This is a genomic window from Micromonospora sp. M51 (assembly GCF_018070305.1).
GTDB classification, from domain to species: domain Bacteria; phylum Actinomycetota; class Actinomycetes; order Mycobacteriales; family Micromonosporaceae; genus Micromonospora; species Micromonospora parva.
In genome coordinates this window covers 1-6,447 of the sequence record NZ_JAGPXZ010000331.1, presented here as the reverse complement: position 1 = coordinate 6,447, position 6,447 = coordinate 1, and the positions used below count along the sequence as shown (strand labels likewise).

At 71.3% G+C, this 6,447-nt stretch carries 9 protein-coding genes and 1 pseudogene; 5 read left to right on the top strand and 5 right to left on the bottom strand.

The features are described 5' to 3' along the window. A pseudogene (locus KBX53_RS18360) lies at positions 1–385 on the top strand (RNA polymerase subunit sigma-70); the annotation flags it as partial. Positions 386–423: 38 nt separating this feature from the next. Here KBX53_RS18360 and KBX53_RS18355 read toward each other — a convergent pair. Next, the gene (locus tag KBX53_RS18355; protein WP_030327615.1) at positions 424–987 is read right to left on the bottom strand and encodes a dihydrofolate reductase family protein; all 564 of its coding nucleotides are present in this window, start codon (positions 985–987) and stop codon (positions 424–426) included. A 123-nt stretch (positions 988–1,110) separates the two neighbouring features. Next, complete coding sequence (locus KBX53_RS18350; protein ID WP_210860579.1) at positions 1,111–1,761, bottom strand: LysE family translocator; 651 nt, start codon at positions 1,759–1,761, stop codon at positions 1,111–1,113. Between the two features lie 230 nt (positions 1,762–1,991). On the opposite strand from KBX53_RS18350, the gene KBX53_RS18345 reads away from it, so the two are divergent. Further along, a complete protein-coding gene (locus tag KBX53_RS18345) occupies positions 1,992–2,474 on the top strand; it encodes a DUF1992 domain-containing protein (RefSeq protein ID WP_210860577.1) in 483 nt (160 codons plus the stop codon). Positions 2,475–2,506: 32 nt separating this feature from the next. Continuing rightward, positions 2,507–3,049 carry a GNAT family N-acetyltransferase gene (locus tag KBX53_RS18340; RefSeq protein WP_210860575.1) on the top strand — a complete coding sequence of 181 codons (543 nt, stop codon included), beginning with the start codon at positions 2,507–2,509 and terminating at the stop codon, positions 3,047–3,049. A 3-nt stretch (positions 3,050–3,052) separates the two neighbouring features. Here the strand turns inward: KBX53_RS18340 and KBX53_RS18335 are convergent, their stop codons facing one another. Further along, positions 3,053–3,619 (bottom strand): maleylpyruvate isomerase N-terminal domain-containing protein, encoded by a 567-nt coding sequence (locus KBX53_RS18335; protein WP_036410541.1) that lies wholly within the window; start codon positions 3,617–3,619, stop codon positions 3,053–3,055. Positions 3,620–3,730: 111 nt separating this feature from the next. On the opposite strand from KBX53_RS18335, the gene KBX53_RS18330 reads away from it, so the two are divergent. Further along, a complete protein-coding gene (locus KBX53_RS18330) occupies positions 3,731–4,714 on the top strand; it encodes a helix-turn-helix domain-containing protein (RefSeq protein ID WP_210860573.1) in 984 nt (327 codons plus the stop codon). On the opposite strand, the gene KBX53_RS18325 is transcribed toward KBX53_RS18330, so the two are convergent. Both KBX53_RS18325 and KBX53_RS18320 read right to left on the bottom strand, forming a co-directional pair. After that, positions 4,638–5,198, bottom strand: coding sequence for a tetratricopeptide repeat protein (locus KBX53_RS18325; RefSeq protein ID WP_247675820.1), 561 nt, complete (start codon positions 5,196–5,198; stop codon positions 4,638–4,640). The genes KBX53_RS18330 and KBX53_RS18325 overlap by 77 nt on opposite strands. A 57-nt stretch (positions 5,199–5,255) precedes the next feature. After that, positions 5,256–6,119, bottom strand: a complete 864-nt coding sequence (locus KBX53_RS18320; RefSeq protein ID WP_210860571.1) for an NmrA family NAD(P)-binding protein — start codon at positions 6,117–6,119, stop codon at positions 5,256–5,258. An 86-nt stretch (positions 6,120–6,205) separates the two neighbouring features. Between KBX53_RS18320 and KBX53_RS18315 the strand changes: the two genes are divergently transcribed. Then, positions 6,206–6,447 (top strand): TetR/AcrR family transcriptional regulator (locus KBX53_RS18315; RefSeq protein WP_210860568.1); only part of this gene is annotated, 242 nt, incomplete at its 3' end.

The window sequence follows — 6,447 nt, the reverse complement described above, 5'->3', positions numbered from 1 at the left end:
GCTGTCGAGCGACGAGCGCGGCGCGGTGAGGTCGTACATCCGCGCGCATGAGCGCAACGACCTCGACGGGCTGATGTCCCTGCTGCGCGACGACCTGCGCTTCGCGATGCTGCCCGACCCGGGCACCGTGACCACGACGGCCGGGGACGCGGTGGACGGCTGGATCTCCGGTGGGCTCTTCCAGCGCGGGCACGACGACTGGCGCGGTATCACCACGACGGTCAACCGCATGCCAGCCGCCGCGCTCTACCTCCGCGCCCCCGGCGACTCGCAGTACCGGCTGTTCGCCATCGCCGTCCTGCACATCGTCGACGGGAAGATCGCCGAACTCACCGGCTTCGACGCCACCGACAAGCCGTGGCTGGACCTGGCACCGACACTGTGATCACAGATCCACGCACGGGCCGGGGCAGGTGACCGTTGCTATCGCCTCGTCTCGTACCGGGCCAGCGCCACACCGCCCGGGAACGTCCGCGTCTCCACCAGGTTCAGGTTCACCCAGCTGTCGAGTGCGCTGAAGAGCGGCTTGCCGCCGCCCAGCAGCACCGGGTGGGTCACAACCTCGAATTCGTCGACCAACCCGGCCCGCATCACCGCGCCGGCGAGCGTCACGCCACCAACCCTCATCGGCCCGCCGTCCTCGGCCTTGAGCCGGGTGATCTCGGCGACCGCGTCGCCGGTGACCAGCCGGGTGTTCCAGTCGACCTTGTCGATCGTCGAGGAGAACACCACCTTCGGCGTGTCCCGCCAGTTCCGCGCGAACTCGACCTGCGCCGGGGTGGCACCCGGCTGCTGGTCGCCGGTCGGCCAGTAGGAACTCATCATCTCCCACAGCTTGCGCCCGTACAGGAACAGCGCGATCGCCCGTTCGCGGTCGAGCCACCACTGGAACAGCTCGTCGGTCGGCCCGCTCCAACTGATGTCGTCGCCCGGCGCGGCGACGTAACCGTCCAGTGTCGCGTTCATGCCGAAGATCAGTTTCCGCATCGTGTCAGCCTCTCGTCAGTCGATCTCACCCGTACCGACGAGCGCGACGCGGAAACCTCATCGGCGCGCCGTCCGGGCGAGCGGCGCAGGACGGCCACCCGACCGGGGCGGTGGGCGGCCGGGTCAGGGCGTGGCCACGGCCGCGCGTGAGCGGTCCGCGGCGATGCGGATCGCCAGCGCGGCCAGGGCGGTGCCGGTCACCCAGCGCTGCACCCGTAGCCACACCGGCCGGCGGGCGAAGAACCCCGCGAGGGCGCCGGCGCTGAGCACGATCAGCGCGTTCACGCTCAACGCCACGGCGATCTGGGTCAGACCGAGCAGCAGGCTCTGCGTGGCGAGGTGCCCCCGGGTCGGGTCGATGAACTGGGGCAGCAGCGACACGTACAGGATGGCGATCTTCGGGTTGAGCAGGTTGGTGACCAGGCCCATGGTGAACAGCCGCCGGGGCGGGTCCGGTGGCAGCGGTGCGGGGGCGAACGGTGAACCGCCGCCCGGACGCAGCGTCCGCCAGGCCAGCCAGAGCAGGTAGCCGGCGCCGGCGAGCTTCACCACCGCGTACAGCGTCGGCACCAGGACGAAGACGGTGGCCAGTCCGGCGACCGCCGCCGCCAGGTAGACGCCGAATCCGGCGGCCACCCCGAGCAGCGAGACCAGCCCGGCCCTGCGGCCCTGCGCCACCGAGCGGGACACCAGGTAGACCATGTTCGGGCCGGGGGTGAGCACCAGCCCCAACGCCACCAGCGCGATACCCAGCAGTGCGCCCGCACCGACCACGACGATTCCCCCGTTCGGTAGACCCCCACACTGACCGTAATCGGGACGAACATCCCGGCCCAGAGCCACCTGGCGAGCCGTGGCCTGCGATCCGGGGTGATCCACTCGCGTTTGCCGGCGCCCCGCGGCCACGGCGGGAATGCCCACCGTCACGGGCGCGCTGATCAGTGGCACACGCGTGCCGCCAACCGGAAGCGGCGCGTTACGGTGGCCAGGGGAGGTGCCGCAGGGTGACCGAGGCGTGGGAAGCGTCAGTCGAGGCGAAGATCCAGGATGCCATTCAGCGCGGCGAGTTCGACGACCTGCCCGGCACGGGCAAGCCGATCCCCGGTCGGGGGGCGCCGTACGACGAGGCCTGGTGGATCAAGAGCTTCCTGGAGCGCGAGGCACTCCCCAGTGACCTGCTGCTGCCCACGTCGCTGCAACTGCGCCGCCGTATCGAGCAGGTCCCCGACGAGGTCCGTGACCTGCCCACCGAGCAGTCCGTCCGGGACTTCGTCGGGCAGCTGAACGTGCAGATCGTGGCGTGGCTGCGCTTCCCCGACGACGGGCCCCGGATCGCGGTGCGCCCGGTCAACACCGAGGACGTCATCCGCCGTTGGCGCGCCGAACGGGCCCGCCCCGAGGTCACCGTCACCGTCACCGAAGCGGTGACCGCCGTGAGACCGTCGCGCCGGGGCTGGTGGCAGCGGTGGCGCCGCCGTCGGGGCTGACCCCACGGCCACGGACACGGCAGACTGTGCCGATGCTCAACGGATCATCACCGGCACCCGGCCCACCCTCGACACCGGATGTCACCCTGCGTCAGTGGTGCGCCGACGACCTCGATGACCTGGTGGACGCGTACCGGGACCCGGTCCTGCGGCACTGGACCAGTCATCCGGTGACCAACGCCGCCGAGGCCCGGCGGTGGCTCAAGGGCACCCAGCGGGACCGGGCCGACGGCCGCCGGTACACCTTCGCCGTCGTCGAAGAGCAGGCCGACGGCGCGCGGCTGGTCGGCAACGTGGTGCTCAAGGGGGTCACTCCGCAGCGCCCGGCGCCGGAGGTGGGCTACTGGACGACGTCGTGGGCACGCGGTCGTGGGGTCGCGCCCCGCGCGGTGATCGCGCTGAGCCGCTGGGCGTTCGACCGGTTCCCCGAGGTGACGCGTCTCGACCTGCTGCACCAGGTGGACAACGTGGCGTCCTGCCGGGTGGCGCAGAAGTGCGGCTTCGTGTTCCAGGAGGTGCTGCCGGCCCGGCCGCCCTTCCCGCTGGATGGTCACCGGCACGCCCTGCACGCCTAGCCGTCAGTCCACCCTGGCCCGCCAGACCCAGGAGGTGCGCCGGGTCCGGCCGGGCAACTCACCCCGGCCGGTCATCCACAGCAGCACCTCGGGTGCCGCACCGGCCGGGGCGTCCGGGAAGAGTCGCCGCAGCACCAGCGCGCTCAGTCGCTGCGGTGGCTGCCACGGCACACCGAGGCCGAGGGTGATGTCGTGGGTGTGCAGCACGGTCTCGGCCACGCCCATGGCGGCGAAACCGGCCGGGTCGCACGGGCCCCAATGCCAGGCCCGCGTGTCCCGGCCCGCGGCGTCGACGGCGGTGGCGAGCAGACCGGCGCAGGCTCGCACCACGGTGAGCACCTGCGTCGGGCTCGCGTCGGGGGAGACCCGCAGGTCGTACGGCAGATAGCCGTCATCCGGGCGGCCGGCGACCTGGCCCGCGTACCCGATGAGGTCGTGCGCGACGTGCGCCGCGGTGGTCCAGCAGCTCCAGCTCAGCGAGCCGGCCGGCACCGACCAGTCGCGTTCGCGGTGTGGCTCCAGCACCCGGGTCATCTCCTCGGCCGCCTCGTGCAGGTCGGCACCGGTCACCACTGACACTCAGCAACCCCCTGGGACGCACCGCGTGTGGGAATCCCGTCATGGGCACCACGGATCGAAGCATGCAAGAATCCATCCTCGCATGCGGGGGAGGCGAGCAGAGTGTTGCCCAACCTGGTGGTGGACACGACGGTGTTACCGCCGGCGGACCGGTTCGAGTTCTGGTACGCACTGATCGCTCAGGAGATGGCGCCTGCGCACATCAGCAGCGGTCACCTGGACAACTTCGTGGCCTACGCCCAGGCCATCGATCTGGGCCGCGTTCGGATGGCCTCGCTGCGGTACCCGTCGCTGGACTCGGTCCGGCCCGCGAAACTGGTCCGCAGAACCGAGGGGGACGTGTACCAGCTCGCGCTCCCACTCACCGGCCGCAGCACGCTGATCCAGGACCGCACCGAGTCCCCGTTGGAAGCCGGAAACCACTTCACGCTCCTGGACACCGCGCGGCCGCACGTCGCCCGGCACAGCGCTGACGGCTCCGGCCTCGCCCACACGATCACCGTGCAGATACCGCACCTGTCGCTACCAGTGGCGCCGGACCGGATCCGCCGGCTGCTGGCCACGCCGCTGCCGTCGCACGTCGGCGTCGGCGGGCTGTTGGTCCACCACCTGCGCAGCATCGCCGCACACCCGGAGCAGTACCAGCCGGCCCAGGCCGAGGTGCTGGGCAGCGTGGCGCTGGACCTGCTCGCCGCCGCGTTCGCCCAGTACCTCGACATCGAGGACACCCTGTCGCCGGAGGCCCGGCAAACCACGTTGCGGGCCCGCGTCGTCGATTTCATCGACCGCCACCTGGACAACGACGAGCTCAGCCCCCGCAGCGTCGCCGCCGTCCACCACATCTCGCTGCGATCGCTGCACCGCCTGTTCGAAGGTGACTCGACGACAGTCGCCGAACTCATCCGCGCCAAACGCCTGGAGCAGTGCCGGCGTGACCTCGCCAACCCGCTGGTGCGGCAGCCGATCCACGCCATCGCCGCCCGTTGGGGTTTCCGGGACAAGGCCCACTTCAGTCGCCTCTTCCGGGCCCGCTACGGACGTTCACCGCAGGCCTACCGGACGACCGTCGCGCACCAGGACCGGTGACCGGTCCCTGTCGCCGGTGGTCGGTCGGATCGTCCTCGACGAAGTCACGGACGGCGACGCGGATGCTCTCGCCGTACGGGTCGTCCGGTAGGAGTACCAGGTGTTCGCGGGCTCGGGCGAGGTGCTCCCGAGCCGCAGCGACGTTACCCAGCCGCCGGTGACAGTCGGCCAGGTTGAGGTGCAGCGACGGCAGGAACGCCTGAACCTGCAGTGCGGACAGGTATCGCTGGGCGCGTTCGTCGGTCAGCTCGGACACCGCGGCCAGGGCACGTTCGTCCCAGCTCAGCTCCGCCTCGGTGCTGTCCTGCAGGTCGGCGAGGTGATGCGCCAGGGTGCAGCGGTGCAGGGCGTCCCCGGTCGGGCCGATGTCGTCCCACAGCGCCGTGAGCAGCGCACGGGCCTCGGCGGGCGCGCCACCATGGCCGAGGTGCACGGCCTCGATGATGCGGGTCATGGTCGGATCGGCGGTCGGTTGCTCGGTCATGTCGCCGATGGTCGAGCCTCAACCACGTCGAGGGTCAACCTCCGCCGACCCGGCCCGTCAACGCTGGGCGACGGTGGCCTCCAGTGCTGCGCGAGCGGATGTCGGACGGCGACCGATGAGGGTCTCCAGCGTCGGATCGGTGACGGCGAACTCGCCGCGACGCGCCGCGCGGTACATGCCGAGGGTGAAGTCGGCGGCCGCCGGGGGCATGCCACCTGCGATGGCGGCCGAGCGCCACTGGTCGTCGGTGACGACCACCCGGGTGACGGTGCGGCCTGTGATGTCGCTCAGGATAGCGGCCACCGCCTCGAGGTCGAGCGCCTGCGCAGCGGTCAGCGCCGGCGTGATGGCGTCGAGCAGGCCCTCCTCGGCCAGGGCGATGGCCGCGGCTTCGGCCAGGTCGGCGTGCGCGGTCCAGGACACCGGGCCGTCCGCCGGCGCCACGAGTTGACCGGTCTCCAACGCCGCCCCGATGCAGAGGCTGAGCGTGCTCGCGTAGAACCCGTTGCGCAGGGCGGTGAAGGGAACCCCCAGCCCGGCCAGGTGCTCCTCGGTCGCGGCGTGGGTGGGCTGGGGGGCGAACAGCGAGTCCCGGGAGGCGGCCTGGTGGCTGGTGTAGAGGATTCGTTTGGCTCCCGCGGCGCGGGCGGCGTCGATGGCGGCGCGGTTCGCGGCGACCGCGGCGGCCCCACGGATGGCGGCGGACACGACGAGGACCTTGTCGGCGCCCTCGAAGGCGTGCTCCAGCGTGGCCGGGTCGGTGAAGTCGCCGGCGCGCACCCGCACACCCCGCTCGGCGAGGCCCACGGCCCGGTCGACGTCGCGCACGCTCACGCCCACCGCCTCGGCTGGTAACCGGTCGAGCAGCCGGTCGACGATCTGGGACCCGAGCTGACCAGTGGCACCGGTGACGACGAACATGTTGCACACTCCCTTGATATCGGCGTTACGACTGAAACGTTAGCAGCGATAATCCGTGGTTAACAAGTCGCTGTTAGCATTGATTCATGGTGACGACGCAGGACATGGCATCCCGCGACGACGTCCGCGCGGGCATCGTCGCGGCAGCAACCGAACTGCTGCGCGAGAAGGGCGCTAACGCGGTGACGACGCGCGCCGTCGCCCAGGCCGCAGGTGTGCAGGCGCCGACCATCTACCGCCTGTTCGGTGACAAGGACGGCCTCATCGACGCCGTCGCCGAGCACGTCATGGCCAGCTACGTCAGCGGCAAATCGGTCGCCACGCACGC

Coding starts and splice junctions, on each gene's coding strand:
- KBX53_RS18355 (WP_030327615.1), bottom strand. CDS start 987: ATGCGGAAACTGATCTTCGGCATGAACGCGACACTGGACGGTTACGTC.
- KBX53_RS18340 (WP_210860575.1), top strand. CDS start 2,507: ATGCTCAACGGATCATCACCGGCACCCGGCCCACCCTCGACACCGGAT.
- KBX53_RS18325 (WP_247675820.1), bottom strand. CDS start 5,198: ATGACCGAGCAACCGACCGCCGATCCGACCATGACCCGCATCATCGAG.
- KBX53_RS18320 (WP_210860571.1), bottom strand. CDS start 6,119: ATGTTCGTCGTCACCGGTGCCACTGGTCAGCTCGGGTCCCAGATCGTC.